Here is a 21,953-nt window from a genome sequence, read left to right as displayed (position 1 = left end):
GGATGTTCGTCGGACGCCGGCTCATCGGATGAAATAGATCACGGTGAACAGCGCGATCCACACGATGTCGACGAAATGCCAGTAGTAAGAGACGACGATGCTGGCCGTGGCCTGCGCCGGGGTGAACTTGCTCATCCCGGTGCGTACCAGCAGGAAGATGAAGGCGATTAGGCCGCCGGTGACGTGCAGTCCGTGGAAGCCGGTAGCCAGATAGAACACGCTGCCATATGCACTGCTGGGGATGCTCGTCCCGTGCGACACCAAGTTGCGATACTCGTAGGCCTGGCCCAGAACGAAGAACAGGCCCATCAGGAACGTAATCACATACCAGCGGCGCAGCCCGAAGACGTCGCCGCGCTCGGCCGCGAACACGCCCATCTGGCAGGTGAACGACGAGGCGATCAAGACGAGCGTGACCGGGACGGCCTGGTAGAGATTCAACTCCGTCGGTGGCGGCGGCCAGTTCCCGCCGGCTTGAGCTCGCGCCGAGAAATAGAACGCGAACAGCCCAGCAAAGAACATCAACTCGCTGGATAGCCACACGATGGTGCCGACACTGACCATGTTTGGCCGATTCAGCGAATGCACGCGCGACGTGATGGCAGTACCCGAGGTCCCTACAGCACTCGTCACATCCGCAAGTATGACGCTTTGTAGTTGTCGAACTCTACCCGGGTCAGGAATTTCAGTAGTTCAGTTCCGCGCGTCTCACCGGCGTCGTGGTCGGCGCGGTCGCGACGTGTTCTGGGCGGGGTTGGGGTAGATCGATCCACATGGGACCATCAGCGCGTGGCTCTGTCATCTGAGGCTTCTTCAGGGGCTGAAGCCGTGTCTGCGCCGTCCTGGCCGCAGATTCTCGGTCGGTTGACCGACAGACGGGACCTGGTGCAGGGCCAGGCTGCCTGGGCCATGGACCAAATCATGACCGGCAATGTGCGGCCGGCGCTCATCGCCGCCTTCGCAGTCGCGATGATGATGAAGGCTCCGACCGCCGACGAAGTCGGTGAGCTGGCCGGCGTCATGCTCAATCACGCGCGTCCGATGCCCACCGACGCGATCCCTGACGACACCGTCGACGTCGTCGGGACCGGCGGCGATGGGGTCAACACGGTCAACCTGTCCACCATGGCCGCGATGGTGGTGGCGGCTGCGGGCGTGCCAGTGGTCAAACACGGCAACCGGGCGGCGTCCTCGTTGTCCGGCGGCGCGGACACGTTGGAGGCGCTGGGGGTGCGCATCGACCTGGGACCCGACCAGGTTGCACGTAGCCTCGCCGAAGTCGGAATCGGGTTCTGCTTCGCGCCGAAGTTTCATCCGTCCTACCGGCACGCAGCCGCGGTGCGCCGCGAGATCGGGGTGCCCACCGTGTTCAATCTCCTTGGGCCGCTGACCAATCCGGCCCGGCCCCGGGCGGGCTTGATTGGTTGCGCGTTTGCCGACCTCGCCGAGGTGATGGCCGGGGTGTTCGCTGCGCGCCGGTCCAGTGTGCTGGTGGTGCACGGGGACGACGGGCTCGACGAGTTGACCACCACCACGACGAGCACCATTTGGCGCGTTCAGGCGGGCACCGTGGACAAGCTGACCTTTGATCCGGCCGGATTCGGGTTTGCCCGCGCCCAGGTTGACCAGCTGCGGGGAGGCGACGCGCACGCCAACGCGGCGGAGGTGCGCGCCGTGCTGGGCGGTGCCCGGGGCCCGGTCCGGGACGCCGTTGTGCTCAATGCAGCCGGTGCGATCGTCGCCCACGCCGGACTATCCAGCCGCGCTGAATGGGTGCCGGCCTGGGAGGATGGGCTGCGACGGGCCAGCACGGCGATCGACACCGGTGCGGCCGAACAGTTGCTCGCGCGATGGGCGCGATTCAGCCAGCGGGTCTGACTGCCGGCCCCTGATGATCTGCTCACCGGCCAACCGGGCCGAGCGCGCCGTTTCCGCCCAGGCCGCCCACGGGCCGGCGGAGCCAAGCGGTGAGGTCCATCCCGCAGCCCCGTCCGCGACCCGGACGATGCGCACCCCCGGCCCGGCCAGCCAGCGGGCGATGAGTGCGATCTCTTCGACCAGCGCCCCGCCCAGCGGCGCCGGAGCGGGCAGGATTGCCTGGGCGCCGCCGTGGATGGCCTCGACCACGGGCATCGGCGGCACTCCGCGCGGTGCGGTGCCGGCTGCTGCAAGCTGGCCGTGCCGGACGACGGCGAGCTGGTATCCGCCACTGCCGTCAGGTGCGGCGGCCACCAGTTCGGGCAGCGCGGCCAGCGCGCGCAATCGCTGGCCCCGCCATAGTGCTTCGATGGCGGTGGCGACGTGGTCGCGCAGTCGGGCGGCGCTCTCATAGCGACGGCATTCGGCGAGCGCACTGACCCGATGAACGGCCGCGGCCAGCGCCGTGTTGTCCAGCCCGTCGATCATCGCCGCTGCCCGCTGCGGTGCCGCCGCGTATTGCGCGGCTGCCACGTCGCGGGCGGCGGGGCAGGGTAACACTTCGAGCTCGGGGCAAGCGGGTCCGTGCCGGGCCGAACGCGCTAGCCGCGTGGTGCAGGTTCGGACCTGGGTGAACCGCGCCAGCAAGGCGGCGGTCTGGGCGGCGTCGGCGCGGGATCGGAATGGGCCGGCGACGCGGTCGTGTCGCGGGGCACGGACCACTGACATTCGCGGAAACGCTTCATCGGTGAGCGCCACCCACCACCATCGGTGGGGGAACCTCGACCGGCGGTTGTAGGGCGGGGCATGCGCCGCCAGCATCCGAAGCTCACGGACACCGGCCTCCAGCGGGTGCGCGCACTCGACATGGTCGATTGTGTTGGCCAGCGTGACCATCTCTTTCATCCGCCCGCGGGGGTCGGTGCCGTTGAAATACTGGCTCACCCGGCGCCGCAAGTCGACCGCGGTGCCGACGTAGAGCACCTCGCCCGACGGTCCGCGGAACAGGTAGACCCCGGGCCGGTGCGGCAGTCCGTCGGCGAGCACCCGTTTGCGGCGTTGCGCCGGGGTCACGCCGGGCAGATATGAGCGCAGGTCGGAATAGGTGTGGACGCCCTGGCTGCCCACCCGTTCGATGAGTGCGTGCAACACGTCGACGGTGGCGCGGGCATCGTCGAGGGCGCGGTGAGTGGGTTGGCTGGCGACAGCGAATAGCCGCGCCAGCGCGGCCAGGCGCACGCTGGGGGCTTCCTCTCGGCTCAGCACCCGCCGGGCCAGCCGCACCGTACACAACACCTGCGGTCGGGGCCAGGTGATATCGCACCGCCGCGCGGCGGCGCGCAGGAATCCGATGTCGAACCCGGCGTTGTGGGCGACCAGCACCGAGTCACCGGCGAACTCGAGGAACATCGGGAGGACGGCGTCGATCGTCGGGGCGTTACACACCATGGCCGTGGTGATGCCGGTGAGTTGCACGATCTGGGGCGGGATGCTGCGTTGCGGGTCTACCAGGGTGGCGAATTCACCGAGCACGGCGCCGCCGCGTACCTTGACGGCCCCGATTTCGGTGATGGCGTCGGGTGGTGCCGTTTCGGTACCCGTGGTACGCCCACCAGTTGTCTCCAGGTCGACCACGACGAAGGTGGTTTCGCGCAGCGACACTTCCTCGGCCGCGACCCAGGCTGATCCCTGGGCTTCTGCCAGGTCGGTGAAACTCAGCTGAGTTCCACCGGTTGTACCCATGGCCGCGACGCTAGGCATCTGCACCGACACCGAGCCGTTGCCACGCCGGGCGGTCACTCGCGTCGCTGGCCAACTGGCTTGACCAACGGCAGGTGTCGGTGCTCACGGTTAGCGTTCGGACAACCCGATGAGCCAGACCGAGAGGAACGACCCGAATGGCATCAAGCAGTGGACCCGACAGCAATGGCGGCGCAACGCCCGGGCCGGGGGCACCGGTGGTTATCGACTGCGATGATTGCGCGGTGCGCGGACTCCGATGCCGCGACTGTGTCGTCAGCGTGCTGCTCGGGATACCGGAGACCCTGTCGACCGACGAACGTGCTGCGTTGGAAGTGCTCGCCGACGTTGGGTTGGTTCCGAGGTTGCGCCTTGTCCCTATCCGTCGCAATCGCGGATCCGGTGTCGCGTAATGTCATTGCGTCCCTATACACCTGGAGCGCTATAGCAGAAGTGCGGCCGTTCACAACGGAATGACAAAAATCTATCCATTTTCTTAACTTCCCCCTTTGGACAATTCCGAGATCGTTTCGTAACCTGTTTGAGACCTAAACCAGCTCGACGGCATCCGTCGATGGCCCGTTTAAGGAAGCAAATTTTGAGGCTCGACTGTGGGTGTTCGATCGCGCGCGTCATCATGCGGTCGGCCATCGGTTTCCTAGCGAGCTTCACCGTCCTGTCCGGCGTCTTGGCCGCGAACGTGCTGGCCGATCCGGCCGACGACGCAATGGCGAAGCTCAACGAGCTGTCTCGGCAGGCCGAGCAGACCACCGAGGCGCTGCACAGTGCACAGCTGGATCTCAACGATAAGCTCGCTGCCCAGCGGGCCGCCGACGAGAAGCTCGCGGACCACAGGGCGGCCTTGGATGCGGCGAGAGCACGCGTGGCCACTTTCCAGACGGCGGTTAACAAGGTCGCGGCCGCCACCTACATGGGTGGTCGCACCGACGGTATGGACGCGATCCTGACGGCGGAGTCGCCGCAACTGTTGATCGACCGGCTATCGGTGCAGCGGGTAGTGGCGCATCAAATGGCCACGCAGATGGCCAGCTTCAAAGCCGCTGGAGAGCAGGCCGCCGAGGCTGAGCAGGCCGCGGTCAAGTCGGCGGCCGAGGCCAAGTCCGCCGCCGAACATGCTGCCGCGGTGCGGGCGAACCTGCAGCACAAACAGAGTCAGCTGCAGGTGCAGATGGCCGTCGTCAAGTCGCAATACCTCGCATTGTCGCCGGACCAGCGCACGGCCCTCGCTGATCCCGGACCGGTCCCGGCGGTTGCCGTGCTCGCCCCCGGGGCCCCACCTGGGGCATTACCGCCCGGTGCGCCGCCAGCGGGCCCTCCGGCACCCGATGGGGCGCCACCGCCCGGTGGGGCGCCACAACCCGGTGGGGCGCCACAACCCGGTGGAGCGCCTGGGTTGCCCATGCCATTCATGCCGCCTGGTGGCGGTGGTGACGACCGTGCGGCCGTTGTGCAGGCCGCGCTGACTCAGGTCGGAGAGCCCTACGCATGGGGCGGTGCCGCACCCGGCGGGTTCGACTGCTCGGGATTGGTGATGTGGGCGTTCCAGCAAGCCGGCATCGCGTTGCCGCACTCCAGCCAGGCGCTGGCCCACGGCGGTCAGCCGGTGGCACTGTCGGATCTGCAGCCCGGCGATGTGCTGACCTTCTATTCGGATGCATCGCATGCCGGCATCTACATCGGTGACGGACTCATGGTCCATTCCTCCACCTACGGTGTGCCGGTGCGGGTGGTGCCGATGAACTCGTCGGGTCCGATCTACGACGCCCGCCGTTACTGACCGCCTCGTCGCGAGGCGGCTCCCCGCTCGGATCCTGCTGGCCGCCATATTTGTCGCTGAGCTGATTGCGGCGGCGGCACTGTCCGGCTACCCGGTGTGCGGTAGGTGCGCAGAACCCGCACAGTTGGTCGCACCAGCCGACCGAACACTTGCCACACCATTGGTCGCCGGCGACCGCACCGTCTGGCTGCTCAGCCTCGGCGGTCCGGCCACCGATCGCCTGCTGTTCCGTGTTGCGGCGAGCGTCGACGCTGCGGTCAACGAAGTGGTGGCCTTCTGGGGCGCTGATTGGTCGCACGATATCTCGGTGGTTGCCACGGGTACGGACGAACAGTTTCGTGCCGCCGCTGGCGGGGGCTTGGCATCGCAATGGACGGACATAGCGGCGGTCACGGTGGTCGACCGTATCGATCCGGCCCGCCGGGCGGCGGTCGGCCAACGGATCGTGTTCGCGCCGGGCGCGGCGCACATGAGCGAAACCGGACTGCGAATAGTGTTGGCCCACGAGCTTTTTCACTATGCTGCCCGGACCGACACGGCCCTGGATGCCCCTCGGTGGCTGACCGAAGGGGTAGCCGATTTTGTTGCCCGGCCGAAGACCACGTTGCCGACGGACGCGGTGTCGGTGGTGCAATCTATGCCCTCGGACACCGACCTGGACACTCCCGGGCCGCAGCGTTCGCTGGCATATGACCGTGCGTGGTGGTTCGCTCGGTTCGTCGCTGACGCCTACGGGACGGCCAAGCTACGTGAGCTGTATCTGGCCACCTGCGGTGTAGGACACTCCGACCTGGCTACCGCCACCCGCCAGGTGCTCGGTATCGACGCGGCTGGCCTGCTCGCGCGTTGGCAGCGGTGGCTGGCCGACTAGCCTGACCCAGGTGAGCCGGGTCCTGCTGGTAACCAACGACTTTCCGCCCCGACGCGGCGGCATCCAGTCCTACCTGGGGGAGTTCGTCGGTCGGCTGGCCCAAGCCGGGTCGCATGCTGTGACGGTGTACGCACCCCAGTGGAAGGGCGCCGACGCGTTCGACGCCTCAGCCCGCGACGCCGGCTACCGGGTGGTGCGCCATCCCAGCACGCTGATGCTGCCGGGTCCCACCGTTGATGTCCGGATGCGCCGGCTGATCGCCGAGTACGACATCGAAACCGTCTGGTTCGGTGCGGCCGCACCACTGGCCCTGCTGGCCCCGCGTGCCCGGCAGGCTGGAGCGAACCGGGTGCTGGCCAGCACGCACGGCCACGAAGTGGGCTGGTCGATGCTTCCGGTGGCACGATCGGTGCTGCGCCGCATCGGTGACGCGACCGACATGGTGACCTTCGTCAGCTGCTACACACGGTCCAGGTTTGCGCCTGCCTTCGGGCCCGCGGCGTCGCTGGAATACCTGCCGCCCGGGGTGGACACCGACCGGTTCCGCCCCGATCCGGCCGCCCGCGTCGAGTTGCGGGAGCGCTACCGGCTGGGCGAGCGGCCCACGGTGGTGTGCCTGTCCCGGTTAGTGCCGCGCAAGGGCCAGGACATTCTGATCAAGGCGCTGTCGTCGATCCGGCGTCGCGTCGACGGAGCTGCGCTGGTGGTTGTTGGCGGCGGTCCGTATCTGGAGAGGCTGCGCAAACTGGCTCACGACTGTGGAGTGGCCGATCATGTGACATTCACCGGCAGCGTGGCAACCGACGAACTGCCTGCCCACCACGCACTGGCCGATGTGTTCGCGATGCCCTGCCGCACCCGCGGCGCCGGAATGGACGTCGAGGGCTTGGGCATCGTGTTCCTCGAGGCCTCGGCCGCTGGCGTGCCGGTAATCGCCGGCCAATCTGGCGGAGCGCCGGAAACGGTGCAGCACAACAAGACTGGGCTGGTGGTCGATGGCAACTCGGTGGACAAGGTCGCCGACGCTGTCGCCGAGCTGCTGATCGATCGTGACCGGGCCGCCGCGATGGGCGCCGCCGGCCGAGAATGGGTCACGGCTCAGTGGCGCTGGGACACGCTGGCCACCCGGCTGGCGGATCTCCTGCGCGGCGACGATGCGGGCCGCTGAGCGGCCCGGGAGGAGCTGCCGCGACTCTCAGTCCTTGGCGTAGATCGCTTCGATATCGGGAGCGAACTTCTCGGCCACCACTTTGCGTTTGACCTTCATCGTCGGTGTCAATTCACCGGTGTCCTCGCTGAAGTCGACCGGCAGAATGCGGAACTTGCGAATCGACTCGGCATGCGAGACCGCCTGGTTGGCCGTTTTCACGGCCGCGTCCACCTCGGCGACCAGATCGGGGTCGGTGGCCAGATCACCGACCGAGGTGTCAGCGGCCTTGCCGGTGCGCTCCTTCCAGCCGCCGATCGCCTCGGGGTCGATGGTGATCAACGCCCCGACGAACGGTTTGGCGTCCCCAACGACCACCGCCTGGCTGATCAGGGGATGCGCCCGCAGCTGATCCTCCAACACCGCGGGGGCGACATTCTTGCCACCCGCTGTGACGATGATCTCCTTCTTGCGACCGGTGATCGTCAAGAACCCGTCCTCGTCGAGCGCGCCGAGATCACCGGTCTTGAACCACCCGTCGGTGAATGCCTCGGCGGTCGCCTGCTCATTGCGCCAGTAGCCGCTGAACACCACCCCCCCGCGCGCCAACAGCTCGCCGTCGTCGGCGATGCGCAGAGTGTTGCCCGGCACCGGCTTTCCGACAGTTCCGATCTTCACGGCCCCGATCTGATTGACCGTGATCGCCGCGCTGGTCTCGGTCAGGCCGTATCCCTCGTAAATGGTCAGGCCCACACCGCGGTAGAAGTGGCCCAACCGCGCACCCAGCGGTGCGCCACCCGAGACCGCCGCGTGGCAGTCGCCGCCCAGCGCCGTGCGTAGCTTCTGGTAAACCAGGCGGTCGAACACGGCGTGCTTGGCGCGCAGCAGCAAGCCCGGCTTGCCGCTGTCGTGGGCACGGCTCCAGTCGACCGCCGTCTGCGCGGCGATCGCGAAGATCCGCCCCTTGCCATCGTTTGTGGCGTTCTGCTCCGCGGTGTTGTAAACCTTCTCGAACACTCGCGGTACCGACACCACTACCGTCGGTTTGAACACTGCGAGCATCGGCACCAGATTCTTGATGTCACTCGTGAATCCGACGGTCAATCTGCTGGCAAGCGCGGACAGTGTGAGTGCGCGCGCTAGCACGTGGGCCAGCGGCAGGAAGATCAACAGTCGCTGACCCGGGCGCAACAGCGTGGGCAGGCACTCCTGGGTGCCGCGAATCTCGTGCAGCAGGTTCGAATGTGTGAGTTGGCAGCCCTTGGGTCGTCCGGTGGTGCCTGAGGTGTAGATGAGGGTCGCTGGGTCCTCGGACCGCAGTGCCTCGAGCCGGGCGGTCAGTTCGGCCCGGTCAACCGATGCGCCGGCTTCGGCGAGCTGATCGAGGGCGCCAGAACCCGAACCGTTGATCTGCAATACCCGGCGCAAAGCGGGCAATTCGCCGGCGAGCTCGTTGACCGTCGCCGCGTGCGCGTCGGTTTCCGCGAACGCCACCACCGCTTCTGAATTCTGTAGTACCCAGCGCACCTGCTCGGCCGACGACGTCTCGTAGATCGGCACGGTGACCGCACCCGCCGACAGGATTGCGAGATCGAGAATCGCCCACTCGTAGCGGGTGGCCGAGAAGATGACTACCCGGTCGCCGCCCTGCACGCCCAGCGCGATCAAGCCTAGTGCCGCGGAACGAATCTGGTTTGCCGCCTCGGCGCACGTGACATCGGTCCAGACGCCATCTACTAGGCGCTGGTAGATGACGTGGTCAGGATCATCACGCTCGTGCTCGAAGACTACGGCCGCGACATTGTCGTGCTCGCCGACCGAGAATTGCGCAGGGACGCTCAACTCACGCACTCTTTAACCTCGCTTCACCTGATGTGATATTTCCGGTGGCTGGCTTGCTGACACACAGCCTAATCCGGGCATACGCGCAGCACGGACGTGGCCGGTCGGGCGCTATCCGGATTGCCGCCGGCGTAAAGTTCTCGTCTTCGGGGCAGCGCGGCGCTCGCTGATGCGGGTATGTGAAGCTGAGGCGATGAACAGCATCCAGATCGCGGATGAGACGTATGTCGCCGCCGATGGCGAACGGGTCGGAGCCGCCGTCGCCGATCGGTCGAGTTGGCGTCGATGGTGGCCTGATCTGCGGCTACAGGTCACCGAAGATCGTGCCGAGAAGGGAATCAGGTGGGCGGTTACCGGCGCCCTGACCGGCACCATGGAGGTCTGGCTGCAACCGGCGTTGGATGGGGTGGTGTTGCACTACTTCCTGCATGCCGAACCGACCGGCATGGCCGCCTGGCAGCTGGCCCGGATGAACTTGGCCAGAATGACGCACCGGCGCCGCGTCGCGGGTAAGAATATGGCCTTTGAGGTCAAGACAGTGCTGGAACGGGCACGCCCCATTGGAGTTTCTCCGGTAATTTAACCGGGTCAGGGTTGGCACGAGGAGTACCGTTTCTGCCGGGAGATCGGGAGCTCCCGCAGTTGACCGGGGTCGACCCGCTTGCGGGGAAGGGGAAGTAGCTAGGTGGCGGACAAGACGACGCAGACGATCTACATCGATGCGCATCCGGGTGAGGTGATGAAGGCGATCGCCGACGTCGAGGCCTACCCGGAATGGATTTCGGAGTACAAGGAAGTCGAAATCCTGGAGGCCGACGACGAAGGTTACCCCCTGCGAGCGCGGATGTTGATGGATGCAGCCATCTTCAAGGACACCTTGATCATGGCCTACGAGTGGCCGGCGGACCGCCAATGGCTCAGCTGGACTCTCGAATCCAGCTCGCTGCTGAAGTCCCTCGAAGGGACATATCGACTGGCGCCCAAGGGTTCTGGGACTGAGGTCACCTACGAACTCTCGGTCGACCTTGCCATCCCGATGATCGGGATGCTCAAACGCAAGGCCGAGCGCAGGTTGATCGACGGGGCGTTGAAAGATCTGAAGAAACGAGTCGAGGGCTGAGTGAATCCTTTTCCACTGCCCCGGCAAGGATCAGCCTCTTCGTTGGCAAAGGCGGGGTAGGGAAATCCACCCTGGCGTCCGCTACCGCGGTTTGCGATGCGGGCGCCGGTCAGCGAGTGCTTGTGGTGTCCACCGATCAGGCGCACTCGCTGGGCGATGTACTGGGCATCGCTGTGCGGCCGACCGGCCAGGGTGATCCCGTTCGTGTGCTCGCCTACGACCCCGAGGCCGGAGGTGGATTTCTCGACGCGCTGGCGCTGGATACCCTGGCCCTGTCGGAGGACCGGTGGCAGCACGTGGTCGAGACACTGGACCGGCGATTTCCCGGCTCCGAATTGAGCAGCATTGCGCCCGAAGAACTCTCAGCGCTGCCAGGGATCCAGGAAGTCCTGGGGCTGCACGCCGTCGGCGAACTCGCTGCGGCTGGACGATGGGATCGGATCGTTGTCGACTGCGCCTCGACTGCCGATGCCCTGCGGATGTTGACTCTGCCCGCCACCTTCGGGCTGTACGTCGAGCGTGCGTGGCCGCGGCATCGCAGGCTTAGCATCGCCGCCGACGATCGCCGCTCAGCGGCGGTGGTGGAGCTGCTGGAACGCATCAGCGCCAGCGTCGAGCGGCTAAGCGCATTGCTAACCGACGGTGCCTTGGTCAGTGCGCACCTGGTGCTGACTCCGGAGCGGGTGGTCGCGGCTGAGGCGGCTCGGACGCTGGGTTCGTTGGTGCTCATGGGTGTGCGCGTCGAAGAGCTGCTCGTCAATCAGGTTCTAGTTCAAGACGAGAACTACGAGTACCGCAGTCTGCCCGACCATCCGGCGTTCTACTGGTATGCCGAACGCATCTGTGAGCAACGCGCTGTCCTCGATGAGCTCGACGCCACCATCGGTGACGTGGCGCTCGTGCTGGTTCCGCACGTGGCCGGCGAGCCGATCGGTCCCAAGGCGCTGGGCGGGCTGCTCGACAGTGCCCGTCGGCGTCGGGGAGGTGCGCCGCCCGGCCCGCTGCGGCCTATCGTGGACCTGGAATCCGGGTCGGGATTGGCGTCGATATACCGACTGCGACTAGCGTTGCCCCAGCTCGATCCCGGGACGCTGACGCTGGGGCGGGCCGACGACGACTTGATCATCAGTTCGGGCGGGATGCGGCGCCGAGTTCGGTTGGCGTCCGTACTGCGGAGGTGCACGGTGCTGGACGCGCATCTGCGGGGTGGTGAGCTGACAGTTCGTTTCCGACCAAATCCGGAGGTGTGGCCGAGGTGAGTGGGGCTCATACCGACGTTGGTCCCGAGCTGCGCAGGCTCGCGCAGGCAATCCTGGACGGGATCGACCCCGCGGTGCGGGCGGCTGCGGCGATGACTTCGGGCGGAGGTCCCGGGACCGGCAAGTGCCAGCAGGTGTGGTGTCCGGTGTGTGCGTTGGCCGCGTTGGTAACCGGCGAGCAGCACCCGTTGTTAACGGTCATCGCGGATCACAGTGTCGCGCTGCTGGAGGTGATCCGCGCCATCGTCTCCGACATCGACCGGACGGCGAAACCGCCGCCCGAAGGTCCGCCCGGCGGCGGCCAGACCACCGAGTCAGGCAACGGGAGCACCGACGGCGATACTGGCGTGCGATCCCGCTACCAGGCCATCCCGGTTACCATCGAGGAGTGAGCCGCCGCCCCCACAGGTGGTCGGAGCCATTGCGGATGGGTACAGTTGGCGCAGACACCGGCCGGTGTGGGGCGAGAGGGAGGGCCATGTGGTACTACCTGTTCAAGTACATCTTCATGGGCCCGCTCTTTACGCTGCTGGCTCGCCCGAAAGTTGAAGGGCTGGAATATATCCCGAGTTCGGGGCCGGCCATCCTCGCCAGCAATCATCTCGCGGTGGCGGATAGCTTCTACCTTCCGTTGGTGGTGCGCCGCCGGATCTGGTTCCTCGCGAAGTCGGAGTACTTCACCGGCACCGGGCTGAAAGGCTGGTTCAACCGCTGGTTCTACAGCGTCTCCGGCCAGGTGCCCATCGACCGCACCAATGCCGACTCCGCGCAGGGCGCACTGGAAACGGCAGTGGTGCTGCTGGGTCAGGGCAAGCTGCTGGGCATGTACCCCGAAGGCACTCGCTCGCCAGACGGTCGGCTCTACAAGGGCAAGACCGGCCTGGCCCGGCTGGCGTTGCACACCGGGGTTCCGGTGATTCCGGTGGCGATGATCGGTACCAACGTCGTCAACCCGCCAGGCAAGAAAATGTTGCGGTTCGGCAGAGTCACCGTTCGCTTCGGCAAGCCGATGGACTTCTCGCGGTTCGAAGGGTTGGCCGGTAACCATTTCATCGAGCGGGCCGTTACCGACGAAGTGATCTACGAGCTGATGGGGCTCTCCGGTCAGGAGTACGTCGACATCTACGCCGCCAGCATCAAATACGGCGGCAATGCTGCTGATGCCGCCGCAAATCCCGGTTCTAAGGATGCCGCACGAATCCCCGAGACAGCCGCCGGCTAGTCAGCTGGCCACCGATAGCGGGGCCAGTCCGCGCGTGGGTGCGCGCTGCGGCGTCATCCTGGCGGTGACGGTGAGTCCGGAAACGACGATGACTGCAATCGCCCACCACACATAGGACATCCCCGCGAGTTGACGCCACCAGACCGCGGTCGTCTCCCGGTGTTGGGGAAGCAGGTCGATCGGCGTCCACCTCATCAGCGCCACCCCGGTGAGGCTGACCACGGCCAGCGCGACGTTGCGGCGCCGCCAACCCAGTAGCCCGATCACCAGCACGGCCGGCAGCATCCACACCCAGTGGTGTGACCACGAAACCGGCGAAACCATTAACCCGAAGAGGGCGACGCAGATCACGGCCAGGGTCGGCTCGCCGGCCCGCAACACTCGCCGCATCGCCCATATGGTCGCTGCCAATACGAGCAAGGACCCGGCTACCCACAGCAGAAAGCGTTCGTCTTCGCCGAGCGCCAACCGTGCGAGTGCCCCCGCGATGTTCTGGTCGGTGTTCAAGGCGGCGGCGCCGATCCGATCCGTGTGGCGGAGGGTATGCGTCCAGTACTCCCACGAATCGCGCCAGGCCAGGGCGAAGCCGAGCAGCGTGGCGACCACGAACGACGCCAATGCCGTCATTGTGGCTCGGCCGTCCCGACGCAGCAGGAAGTAGAGCAGAAACACCGCCGGGGTGAGTTTGAGGGCTATCCCCAACCCCAACATCAGCCCACGTGGCCAGGGCGTTCGGCGCGGGAAGCAATCGAGGATCACCAGGGTCATGAGCACGACGTTGATCTGACCGAAAGCGAAGTTCGAGCTGATCGGCTCCAGCCAAATTGTTGCCGGAGCCACGATGATCACGGCCAACCACAACCTGCGCAACCAGGCCGGCCCAGCCACCACGGTCGAGGACGTCCACACGTCGAGGCGAGTCAGCACAACCGTCGTCGAGATGACGAGTAATACCAGGGTCAGCAGCGTGATCGCGACGCTGGCGGCCGGCATCTGCAACCAGGCGAACGGGCTGAACAGCACCGCCGCCAGCGGGGGATAGGTGAATGGGAGGTTCAGCCCGATAGGTGTGTGGAACGACACCTCGCCGCTATGTGGGCCACTGTAGAGCGGACGCCCGTCCAACCAGGCCTGAGCGCCCATCTGATAGATGTCGATATCGATGCGATACGGCGTGTGCCCGAACAACCGCCACGAAACGTAGCCCAGCGCCATGGCGGCCAGCAGCCACAGCGGGCACCACAACAAGATCCGCCCGAGTCGACTGCCCACGTCGGGCGCCCGCCATGTACTCATGTCGCAGAACAGCCTAATGGCTTGGCGTACGCCCGCATGGTGGCGCAGCGCGGCGCCGCGTGGCGCGGCGGCAAGGTGGGCGTAGGTTTTTTGGGGTGTTCCACTGGCTGCAGCACGATATCGTCGACCGTGGCCGACTGCCGCTGTTGTGCTGCTTGGTCGCCTTCATCCTGACCTTTTTTGTCACGCGTACTTTTGTGCGCATTATTCGCCGTCGCGCCGCCGCCGGCCGGCCGCCCAGGTGGTGGCAGCCGCGAAATATCCACATCGGGTCGGTGCACATCCACCATGTGGCGTTCGGAGTGGTGCTGGTGATGATCTCCGGGCTGACCTTGGTCACCTTGTCGATCGACGGCCAAGAACCCGAGTTCACCATCGCGGCGATTCTATTCGGAATCGGGGCCGCCTTGGTGCTCGACGAGTACGCACTGATCCTGCACCTGTCCGACGTTTATTGGGAGGAAGACGGACGCACGTCCGTGGACGCCGTCTTTGCAGCGGTGGCCGTTGCGGGACTGTTGATAATGGGCCTACACCCGCTGATGTTCTTCCTGCCGGTCCGGTTGGGCACCGATTGGGTGGTGTTACAGACCACGCTGGTCTCAGGATTGGTAGTGACGTTGCCGCTGGCGGTGGTGGTGTTGCTCAAGGGCAAGGTCTGGACCGGTCTGCTCGGTATGTTCATCGTCGTGCTGTTGGTCGTCGGTGCCATCCGGCTATCGCGTCCGCATGCTCCGTGGGCCCGCTGGCGGTACACCAGCCGACCGGACAGGATGCGCCGTGCGCTTCAGCGGGAACGGAGATGGCGCCGCCCGGTGGTGCGGGCCAAGCTGTGGCTGCAGTGCGCGATCGCCGGTACGCCGCGGATGCCCGACGAGCGAGCGATCGACGCACAGCTCGACCAGGACGTGCGCCCGGCACCACCGCCGGAGGGAAGCGAGTCCATTCTCGTCGGCGGCTCGGCCTGATCGGACCCGGCCTGGTGGTTGCCTAGGACACCAGCCCCTCAACGGCACGCCGATCGATTCCCATTAGGCTGCGGCGGTGCGCTACTTCTACGACACCGAATTCATCGAGGATGGGCGCACCATCGAGTTGATCTCGATCGGGGTGGTTGCCGAGGACGGCCGCGAATATTACGCGGTGTCCACGGAATTCGATCCCGAGCGGGCTGGCAGCTGGGTGCGCGCTCATGTGCTGCCCAAGCTACCGCCCCCCGCCTCGCAATTGTGGCGCTCGCGTCAGCAGATTCGTCTTGGCCTGGAAGAGTTCCTCAGGGTCGACGGCAAAGATCCGATCGAGTTGTGGGCCTGGGTGGGGGCCTATGACCACGTAGCGTTGTGTCAGCTGTGGGGCCCGATGACTGCCTTGCCACCCGCGGTGCCCCGTTTCACCCGGGAACTGCGGCAGTTGTGGGAGGACCGGGGATCCCCCCGAATGCCGCCGCGGCCGCGCGACGCCCACGACGCACTGGTCGACGCCCGGGATCAGCTGCGTCGATTCCGGCTCATCACGTCCGTGGACGATGCGGACGGCGGCGCCCACTGAGGCACAATCAGATCCCGCCGGCAAGGACGGTCCCCGGTGACGTTCGTCCTGGTCAGCTGTCGGGGAATCCCCGGTTACGATGGACCGATGAACTGGACCGTCGACATACCGATCGACAAGCTCCCATCGCTTCCGCCGCTGCCGGCTGACCTACGGGCCCGGCTGGATGCCGCGCTGGCCAAGCCGGCGGCCCAGCAACCCAGCTGGCCCGCCGACCAGGCCTTGGCGATGCGCACGGTCTTGGAGAGCGTGCCGCCGGTGACGGTGCCGTCCGAGATTCTCCGGCTGCAGGAGCAGCTGGCCCAGGTGGCACAGGGTGAGGCGTTCCTGCTGCAGGGCGGCGACTGCGCCGAGACGTTCATGGACAACACCGAACCCCACATCCGGGGCAATGTCCGCGCCTTGTTGCAGATGGCTGTGGTGCTGACCTACGGCGCCAGCATGCCGGTGGTGAAGGTGGCCCGCATCGCGGGTCAGTACGCCAAGCCCCGGTCGGCCGACATCGACGCGCTGGGCCTGCGGTCCTACCGGGGCGACATGATCAACGGCTTCCCCCCGGACGCCGAAGCGCGCGAGCACGACGCGTCACGGCTGGTCCGCGCCTACGCCAACGCCAGCGCGGCGATGAACCTGGTGCGCGCGCTGACCTCGTCGGGCTTGGCGTCGCTGCACCTGGTCCACGATTGGAACCGGGAATTCGTCCGGACCTCGCCGGCGGGCGCCCGCTATGAGGCGCTGGCCACCGAGATCGATCGGGGGCTGCGGTTCATGAGTGCCTGCGGGGTGGCCGACCGCAACCTGCAGACCGCCGAAATCTATGCCAGTCATGAGGCTTTGGTGCTCGACTACGAGCGGGCCATGTTGAGGTTGTCTGACGTCGAGGACGGCGAGCTGCAACTGTTTGACCTGTCGGCGCACACCGTGTGGATCGGCGAGCGAACCCGTCAACTCGATGGCGCACACGTTGCGTTCGCCGAGCTGATCGCCAACCCGATCGGTATCAAGATGGGCCCCAGCATGACTCCGGAACTCGCCGTGGAGTACGTTGAGCGGCTCGACCCGCACAACAAGCCGGGCCGGCTGACGTTTGTGAGCAGGTTGGGCAACAACAAGGTCCGCGACCTGCTGCCGCCCATTGTCGAGAAGGTTCAGGCCGCCGGTCATCAGGTGATCTGGCAGTGCGACCCGATGCACGGCAACACCCACGAGTCGTCCACCGGGTACAAGACTCGCCACTTCGATCGCATTGTCGATGAAGTGCAGGGTTTCTTCGAGGTGCACCGTGCGCTGGGCACCCATCCGGGCGGCATCCACGTCGAGATCACCGGCGAGAACGTCACCGAATGTCTTGGTGGCGCTCAAGATATCTCCGACCACGACTTGGCCGGCCGGTATGAGACGGCGTGTGATCCGCGGCTGAATACCCAGCAGTCGCTGGAGTTGGCGTTCCTCGTCGCGGAGATGTTGCGCGACTAAACCTTTGGCGCGTCGAGCGTAGCGCCAGGGTGAGACCGCGTCCGGTCCCGGCCATGGGCGCTCGAAATCCGTTGCGCGATCAAAGAAGTCCACTCAGATTGCTTCCGACGGTCCAGGCCGCGGTCGCGACCAGCCCCGTGACCGCCAGCACGATCGCCACCCAGATGAGCACCATGCGGCGGGCGTGCTGGCGTGCCCAGATGAATTCGTCCATCGAGATACCAGCGAATTGGCCTGAGATCGGCTCGTGGTGATACTCGTCCGATTCGAGCTCTGGCTGGGCCGGTCGCGCCCGCTCGGACCAATCGCCGGGTTCGAGAGTCAATTGGCGAGTGGGGTGGTGAACTGGTTTGGTACCCGGCCGCGGCTGCTGGGCCATCAGGCTGTGGTGCAAGGCCGCTGACCGGTGTTGGGCGGAGTTGCGTGGCGCCGGCACCAGGAATTCCGGCAGGTCTAGCTCCTCGGCGATCGCGTCCAGATCTGCGCCCATCTCGATCGCATCTGCGTATCGGTGGGCGGGGTCGCGGGCGGTTGCGCACGCCACCAGCTCGTCGAATTGTGGAGGAACACCGTCGATCACAGCACTGGCGCTCGGCACATCAGCATCAAGCCGTTGATACGCGATCGACAAGGCCGAGTCGCCGGTGAACGGTGTGCGCCCGGTCAGCAGCTCGTAGGTGAGAATCCCGACAGAGTAGACATCGCTTCGAGGACCGGCGTTTCCATCGCGGACCTGTTCAGGGGACAGGTAGGCCGCGGTGCCCAGGATGACGCTGGCGGACGTGATTGAAGCGGTGGCTACGGCGCGGACCAACCCGAAGTCGGCGATTTTGACGTCGCCGTCGTCGGAGATCAGGATGTTCTCGGGCTTGACATCGCGATGCACCAGACCGGCTCGGTGCGCGGCCGCCAGCCCGCCCAGCACCGGGCGAAGCACCGCCACCACGGCATGTGGGGGCATCGGACCACGTTCCACCAGCAGCTCGCGCAGTGTGCCGCCCTCGATGAGCTCCATCACCAGGAACGGGTGCCGGGAATCTAGGCCCTGGTCGTAGACCGCGACCAACCCGGGATTTTTTAGCCGGGCGACGGTGCGGGCCTCCAAGCGGAAGCGGGTCAGAAACTGCTGGTCACCCGCGTAGCGCGAATCCATCACCTTCAGCGCGACGGGGCGGTCGAGCCGGACGTCCAGGCCCCGGTAGACCGTCGAGGTACCGCCGCTGGCGATTTTGCCCTGGACCAGATAGCGGCCATCCAGCAACCCGCTGTCCAATGGGTGCGATCGGGACGTTCCCCCACTCGCTTGCCGGGGAGAGCCGGGCAATCCAGCTTCGACCACGGGCCCATCGTAGGTGGCGCTGCGATTGGGTGGGAGAACGTAGGCCAACGCCCACACCTGTGCGCGCACCAGCCTCTACACTTGCGCGAGTGGGCAGCATTCCCGCCGGGGACGATGTTCTGGATCCCGACGAACCAATCTACGACCTGTCCCGGGTCGCCGAACTGCTCGGTGTTCCGGTCAGCAAGGTAGCTCAGCAGCTGCGGGAAGGCCATCTGGTCGCGGTGCGGCGCGCTGGTGGTGTGGTGATCCCTCAGGTCTTCTTCACCACCTCCGGTCAGGTGGTCAAAAGCCTGCCGGGACTGTTGACCATCCTGCACGACGGCGGCTATCGCGACACAGAGATCGTGCGTTGGCTGTTCACCCCCGACCCGTCGCTGACCATCACCCGCGACGGCTCGCGTGATGCCGTCAGCAACGCCCGCCCCGTCGACGCCTTGCATGCCCACCAGGCTCGCGAGGTGGTGCGCCGGGCGCAGGCTATGGCGTACTGACCGCGGGTGTTGCGGCTTTCTCAGCACGCTGGTCCGGAGCCCGGTACAGCGCATACCAGGCCGTCAGTGCGCAGGCGGTGGCGATCCAGAAGTGCAGCCACGAATACATCCCATGGGATCCATCGGGTTTGAAGATCACCATCACCCAGGTCGAGATCCCGGCGATGGCCGCGATCGCTCGTCGTGACTGGGCCAATGGGGCAACGATCGCCAGTGGCCAGGAGTAGTACCAGGGGAGGGCTGCGGGTACGAACAACACCACGACTAGCATCGACCAAGCGATGCCGGTCAGCGCCGCCCGGTCGTCGCGCCGGAACCGCCACCACAACAGCGGCAGTGACACCACGATGATCACGATTCCGATGAGCCGGGTGATCCTCAGCAGCGTGTAGAAGTCGACCGTGAAGAACCCGCTGCCCAGTGCGTGCATCAAGTTGGCCGCCCCTGTCGGCACGGTCAGCCAGTTGATGATCTTCACCGAACCGGCCAGCGCGGTCAGCCAGCCCAGGCCGACGCCGGCCACCGCAGACAACACCGCGAACACCGCGACGAAGATCAGCAGCGATATCGCGGTGGCCGCGAGGAACGCCTGGGCGGGTCGGTACCCACGGCGCTCCCGCAAATGGCGCATCCAAACCCAGACCAAGAAGGGCAACGAGATTCCCGCGGTGGCTTTCACCGCGATCGCAACCGTGATCAGGATGATCCCCGCAACATTGCGGCCCCGGAAGGTCAGCGCGATACCCGCGGTCATCAGGCCCACCATCAGCATCTCGTTGTGCACCCCGCCCATCAGGTGGATGAGGACCAGTGGGTTGAGCACGCAGATCCACAGCGCGGTCGGGCCGTCAGCGCGGAGATGGTGGGCCAGGCGGGGAGTGGCCCATACCAGCAGCGCCAGACCGGGCAGCATGCACAGGCGCAACACCATGGTTCCGGCGACGACGTTATTGCCGACGATTATCGTCACGAACTTCGCGACCAGGATGAACGCCGGACCGTAGGGTGCGGTGGTGATCGTCCAGATCGGACTTACGTCGTCCAGGAGCGCATTGGGATTGCCAACCGGGCCTACCGCGTAAGGATCCAGACCGTCGCGCAGAAGTGCACCCTGGGCGAGATATGAATAGGTGTCCCGGCTAAACACGGGCACCGACAGCAGTAGCGGCGCCAACCAGATAGCGGTGGTCGCCCTCATGGTGAACTCTGTGGCTTCGCCGGCGACGACACGCCGGCCCAACCCCAGCCACGCAATCAACATCACACCCACGCCCGCCCACAACAGAATGGACGACAGCACTAGTCCGTGGCCGAAGCGCAGCCAGGACATGTGAATCGACTCCAGTAGCGGGTCATGCTGCCGGACGCTGCCGGCTCCCAGCCCGCCGGCGGTGATCAGCACCGCGCCGACGAAACCCTGCCGCGCCGGTCCGCCCTGCGGGGCGGTAGCGAAGGCCCAAAGCCGCGAAAGATGTTGGATAACAGAACCTTTCGCTGTTGCCGAGTCGGGTACTGGGGTGTGGGTCGGAATGCTCATTGGTCAGGCGGACCGGTTGGTGGCCATCCGGGCCAGTTCGGACAGCCTGGCCTTGGCTGTTGCGTTAATGGGTGCGGTCGCCAGCGTGGCCAGTGCCCGTTGAGTGAGCGCGGCGATGCGGCTTTCCGCGGCGGCCAGCGCACCGACCGCCTCGATGGTGTTACGCAGTTCGGTTACCTGGGCGTCAGTCAGTTGGGTGCCAATCGAGGTCCGTAGTAGTTTGGCCGCCGGGGGGTCCGACCTGTCCGCTAATGCCACTGCTTCGGCCACCAGCACGGTGCGCTTGCCGGACTTCAGGTCGTCCCCGGACGGTTTGCCCGTCACCACCGGGTCCCCAAACACGCCGAGCACGTCGTCGCGCAGCTGGAACGCCACGCCGAGGTCCGTGCCGAACTGCTCGAAGATGGTCGCTACGTCGGGTCTGTCGGCGGCGGCGGCCGTCCCGAGCTGAAGCGGTCGCGCCACCGTATAGCAGGCGGTCTTAAGGGTCGCGACGTTCATCGCCGACTCGATCGACTCTGTGGCACTGGCTTCGGCGACGATGTCGAGGTATTGCCCGCCCAGCACCTCGGTGCGGATATCGGCCCACACCCGGCGGACCCGCCGCTGGGCGTCGGGTGACAGGGCGGCCTGGCAGCCCTGGGAGACTATGTCGTCGGCCCAGGCCTGCGCGACGTCGCCGAGCAGGATGGCCGCCGATATCCCGAACTGGTCCGCCGATCCCCGCCAATCCCGATCGCGGTGCAGCGCGGCGTAGCGCATGTGGGCCGTCGGTCGGCCACGTCGGGTGGCGGAAGAGTCGATCAGGTCGTCGTGCACCAGCGCCCAGGCGTGCAGCAGCTCCAGCGCGGAAAACAGCAGCAGCACATCAGGATCGGGTTCCCGAGTGGCCACGGCCTGCCATCCCCAGTAGGCGAATACCGGTCGCAGCCGCTTGCCGCCGCCGAGAACAAAATCCTCGAGGTCGGCGATCAGGCCGTCGTAGTCGCTACCGATATGGGCGGCCGCACTGCGACGGTCCTGCAAATACCGCCGCAGTTGGTCGGTAATGGCGCCGGCCACTTCGACCGTTGCCGCTGCTGCCGGTGCATTCAGGCTCAGCGCGGCGCCCCTTTCTTACTCGGCGTACCTATGGCCCGACAGTGTATTCCGCCTCGCCGCGAGTGGCCGTCTTTCGATGATTCGGGCGGGTGCGGCTCGCGGCAGCCGCACAAGTTGCTTCGACTAACTGACTATTTCGCGCCTATGCTGTCTGCAGTGACCTGGGTTGGCTGGCCCGCCAGGCCCAACACAACGGTTTGCGCGGCGTGGCGCCCACAAGCGGCCAAGAAAATACTCGTCTGACGA

The 21,953-nt window shown here is 66.2% G+C and carries 20 protein-coding genes and 1 pseudogene; 14 read left to right on the top strand and 7 right to left on the bottom strand.

Translation table 11 applies throughout. The features are described from left to right. Positions 1–21: 21 nt before the first annotated feature. Positions 22–633 (bottom strand): cytochrome c oxidase subunit 3, encoded by a 612-nt coding sequence (locus AADZ55_RS13765; RefSeq protein WP_085324256.1) that lies wholly within the window; start codon positions 631–633, stop codon positions 22–24. A 156-nt stretch (positions 634–789) separates the two neighbouring features. Here AADZ55_RS13765 and trpD point away from each other — a divergent pair, with 156 nt between their 5' ends. Beyond that, entirely contained in the window at positions 790–1,878 is a 1,089-nt protein-coding gene (gene trpD / locus AADZ55_RS13760; protein ID WP_242670020.1) for an anthranilate phosphoribosyltransferase, read from the top strand. Here trpD and AADZ55_RS13755 read toward each other — a convergent pair. Next, positions 1,816–3,660: pseudogene (locus tag AADZ55_RS13755) on the bottom strand (DEDD exonuclease domain-containing protein); the annotation flags it as partial. The gene trpD and the pseudogene AADZ55_RS13755 overlap by 63 nt on opposite strands. Positions 3,661–3,815: 155 nt before the next feature. On the opposite strand from AADZ55_RS13755, the gene AADZ55_RS13750 reads away from it, so the two are divergent. The 4 genes from AADZ55_RS13750 to pimB all read left to right on the top strand — a co-directional run bounded on the left by AADZ55_RS13750 (position 3,816) and on the right by pimB (position 7,494). Further along, entirely contained in the window at positions 3,816–4,070 is a 255-nt protein-coding gene (locus AADZ55_RS13750) for a hypothetical protein (protein ID WP_085324254.1), read from the top strand. A 185-nt stretch (positions 4,071–4,255) separates the two neighbouring features. After that, positions 4,256–5,455, top strand: a complete 1,200-nt coding sequence (gene ripC / locus AADZ55_RS13745) for a peptidoglycan hydrolase RipC (RefSeq protein WP_085324253.1) — start codon at positions 4,256–4,258, stop codon at positions 5,453–5,455. 94 nt (positions 5,456–5,549) lie between these two features. Beyond that, positions 5,550–6,326: a hypothetical protein gene (locus AADZ55_RS13740; protein ID WP_085324252.1), complete on the top strand. Its 777-nt coding sequence runs from the start codon at positions 5,550–5,552 to the stop codon at positions 6,324–6,326. Between the two features lie 10 nt (positions 6,327–6,336). Continuing rightward, positions 6,337–7,494, top strand: coding sequence for a GDP-mannose-dependent alpha-(1-6)-phosphatidylinositol monomannoside mannosyltransferase (gene pimB / locus AADZ55_RS13735; protein WP_085324251.1), 1,158 nt, complete (start codon positions 6,337–6,339; stop codon positions 7,492–7,494). Between the two features lie 27 nt (positions 7,495–7,521). Here pimB and AADZ55_RS13730 read toward each other — a convergent pair whose 3' ends face one another. Then, a complete protein-coding gene (locus AADZ55_RS13730; protein ID WP_085324250.1) occupies positions 7,522–9,324 on the bottom strand; it encodes an AMP-dependent synthetase/ligase in 1,803 nt (600 codons plus the stop codon). Positions 9,325–9,508: 184 nt separating this feature from the next. On the opposite strand from AADZ55_RS13730, the gene AADZ55_RS13725 reads away from it, so the two are divergent. From AADZ55_RS13725 to AADZ55_RS13705, 5 genes are all read left to right on the top strand, one after another. Next, positions 9,509–9,898 (top strand): polyketide cyclase / dehydrase and lipid transport, encoded by a 390-nt coding sequence (locus tag AADZ55_RS13725; protein ID WP_085324249.1) that lies wholly within the window; start codon positions 9,509–9,511, stop codon positions 9,896–9,898. Between the two features lie 102 nt (positions 9,899–10,000). Next, positions 10,001–10,435, top strand: a complete 435-nt coding sequence (locus AADZ55_RS13720; RefSeq protein WP_085324248.1) for an SRPBCC family protein — start codon at positions 10,001–10,003, stop codon at positions 10,433–10,435. Next, entirely contained in the window at positions 10,432–11,694 is a 1,263-nt protein-coding gene (locus tag AADZ55_RS13715; RefSeq protein WP_207569049.1) for an ArsA family ATPase, read from the top strand. The genes AADZ55_RS13720 and AADZ55_RS13715 overlap by 4 nt, the downstream gene beginning before the upstream one ends. Beyond that, on the top strand, positions 11,691–12,086 hold the full coding sequence (locus tag AADZ55_RS13710; protein WP_085324364.1) for a hypothetical protein: 396 nt from the start codon (positions 11,691–11,693) through the stop codon (positions 12,084–12,086). The genes AADZ55_RS13715 and AADZ55_RS13710 overlap by 4 nt, the downstream gene beginning before the upstream one ends. Positions 12,087–12,172: 86 nt before the next feature. Continuing rightward, positions 12,173–12,916 (top strand): lysophospholipid acyltransferase family protein, encoded by a 744-nt coding sequence (locus AADZ55_RS13705; protein WP_085324246.1) that lies wholly within the window; start codon positions 12,173–12,175, stop codon positions 12,914–12,916. Here the strand turns inward: AADZ55_RS13705 and AADZ55_RS13700 are convergent, their stop codons facing one another. Further along, positions 12,917–14,212 (bottom strand): glycosyltransferase 87 family protein, encoded by a 1,296-nt coding sequence (locus tag AADZ55_RS13700; protein WP_085324245.1) that lies wholly within the window; start codon positions 14,210–14,212, stop codon positions 12,917–12,919. A gap of 95 nt (positions 14,213–14,307) precedes the next feature. On the opposite strand from AADZ55_RS13700, the gene AADZ55_RS13695 reads away from it, so the two are divergent. The 3 genes from AADZ55_RS13695 (at position 14,308) to AADZ55_RS13685 (ending at position 17,236) form a co-directional block, all read left to right on the top strand. After that, positions 14,308–15,180 carry a hypothetical protein gene (locus AADZ55_RS13695; protein ID WP_085324244.1) on the top strand — a complete coding sequence of 291 codons (873 nt, stop codon included), beginning with the start codon at positions 14,308–14,310 and terminating at the stop codon, positions 15,178–15,180. 76 nt (positions 15,181–15,256) lie between these two features. After that, positions 15,257–15,760, top strand: a complete 504-nt coding sequence (locus AADZ55_RS13690) for a polyadenylate-specific 3'-exoribonuclease AS (RefSeq protein WP_085324243.1) — start codon at positions 15,257–15,259, stop codon at positions 15,758–15,760. Between the two features lie 87 nt (positions 15,761–15,847). Next, positions 15,848–17,236 (top strand): class II 3-deoxy-7-phosphoheptulonate synthase, encoded by a 1,389-nt coding sequence (locus tag AADZ55_RS13685; protein WP_085324363.1) that lies wholly within the window; start codon positions 15,848–15,850, stop codon positions 17,234–17,236. A 79-nt stretch (positions 17,237–17,315) separates the two neighbouring features. Here the strand turns inward: AADZ55_RS13685 and AADZ55_RS13680 are convergent, their stop codons facing one another. Next, a complete protein-coding gene (locus AADZ55_RS13680) occupies positions 17,316–18,560 on the bottom strand; it encodes a protein kinase domain-containing protein (RefSeq protein ID WP_207569048.1) in 1,245 nt (414 codons plus the stop codon). Positions 18,561–18,664: 104 nt separating this feature from the next. Between AADZ55_RS13680 and AADZ55_RS13675 the strand changes: the two genes are divergently transcribed. Further along, positions 18,665–19,069: an Rv2175c family DNA-binding protein gene (locus tag AADZ55_RS13675; protein ID WP_085324241.1), complete on the top strand. Its 405-nt coding sequence runs from the start codon at positions 18,665–18,667 to the stop codon at positions 19,067–19,069. Here the strand turns inward: AADZ55_RS13675 and AADZ55_RS13670 are convergent. Together AADZ55_RS13670 and idsA2 are read right to left on the bottom strand one after the other, a co-directional pair. Beyond that, complete coding sequence (locus AADZ55_RS13670) at positions 19,056–20,606, bottom strand: alpha-(1->6)-mannopyranosyltransferase A (RefSeq protein ID WP_085324240.1); 1,551 nt, start codon at positions 20,604–20,606, stop codon at positions 19,056–19,058. The two genes, AADZ55_RS13675 and AADZ55_RS13670, sit on opposite strands and share 14 nt — an antisense overlap. A 3-nt stretch (positions 20,607–20,609) precedes the next feature. Next, on the bottom strand, positions 20,610–21,668 hold the full coding sequence (idsA2, locus tag AADZ55_RS13665) for a bifunctional (2E,6E)-farnesyl/geranyl diphosphate synthase (RefSeq protein ID WP_085324239.1): 1,059 nt from the start codon (positions 21,666–21,668) through the stop codon (positions 20,610–20,612). Positions 21,669–21,953 lie beyond the last annotated feature (285 nt).

It is taken from the genome of Mycobacterium decipiens, assembly GCF_963853665.1.
GTDB classification, from domain to species: Bacteria; Actinomycetota; Actinomycetes; order Mycobacteriales; family Mycobacteriaceae; genus Mycobacterium; species Mycobacterium decipiens.
Note: the sequence above shows the minus strand (reverse complement) of the source record. Positions and strands in the feature narration are given on the sequence as shown.

Excerpts from the sequence above, each read along its gene's own strand:
- AADZ55_RS13725 (WP_085324249.1), top strand. The coding sequence starts at position 9,509 with ATGAACAGCATCCAGATCGCGGATGAGACGTATGTCGCCGCCGATGGC.
- AADZ55_RS13685 (WP_085324363.1), top strand. The coding sequence starts at position 15,848 with ATGAACTGGACCGTCGACATACCGATCGACAAGCTCCCATCGCTTCCG.
- AADZ55_RS13700 (WP_085324245.1), bottom strand. The coding sequence starts at position 14,212 with ATGAGTACATGGCGGGCGCCCGACGTGGGCAGTCGACTCGGGCGGATC.
- AADZ55_RS13705 (WP_085324246.1), top strand. The coding sequence starts at position 12,173 with ATGTGGTACTACCTGTTCAAGTACATCTTCATGGGCCCGCTCTTTACG.
- AADZ55_RS13750 (WP_085324254.1), top strand. The coding sequence starts at position 3,816 with ATGGCATCAAGCAGTGGACCCGACAGCAATGGCGGCGCAACGCCCGGG.
- AADZ55_RS13670 (WP_085324240.1), bottom strand. The coding sequence starts at position 20,606 with ATGAGCATTCCGACCCACACCCCAGTACCCGACTCGGCAACAGCGAAA.